This is a genomic window from Cupriavidus sp. SIMBA_020 (assembly GCF_046535395.1).
GTDB lineage: Bacteria > Pseudomonadota > Gammaproteobacteria > Burkholderiales > Burkholderiaceae > Cupriavidus > Cupriavidus campinensis.
On sequence record NZ_JAWRWU010000235.1, the window covers coordinates 1 to 329 of the forward strand.

A 329-nucleotide genomic window follows, 5' to 3' on the forward strand; every position below is an offset into this window, starting at 1 on the left:
GCTGCGTCACGCGCTCGAAAGCCTCGGCCCGATCTTCGTGAAGTTCGGCCAGGTGCTGTCGACGCGCCGCGACCTGCTGTCGGTCGATTTCGCGAACGAGCTCGCGAAGCTGCAGGACCAGGTGCCGCCGTTCGATTCGGCTGTCGCGATAGCGATCATCGAGAAGTCGCTCGGCGCGCCGGTCGACGAGCTGTTCGACGAATTCGAGCGCGAGCCGATCGCGAGCGCGTCGATCGCGCAGGTGCATTTCGGGAAGTTGAAGCAGGGCGTGCACGCGGGCAAGGCCGTCGCGGTCAAGGTGCTGCGCCCGAACATGCTGCCGGTGATCG

The 329-nt window shown here is 66.3% G+C and carries 1 protein-coding gene; it reads left to right on the plus strand.

Features of this window, described 5'->3' with window-relative positions; all coding sequences use genetic code 11:
* On the plus strand, positions 1 to 329 hold a 329-nt coding region (locus SB751_RS28985; protein WP_410748906.1), incomplete at both ends, for an AarF/UbiB family protein.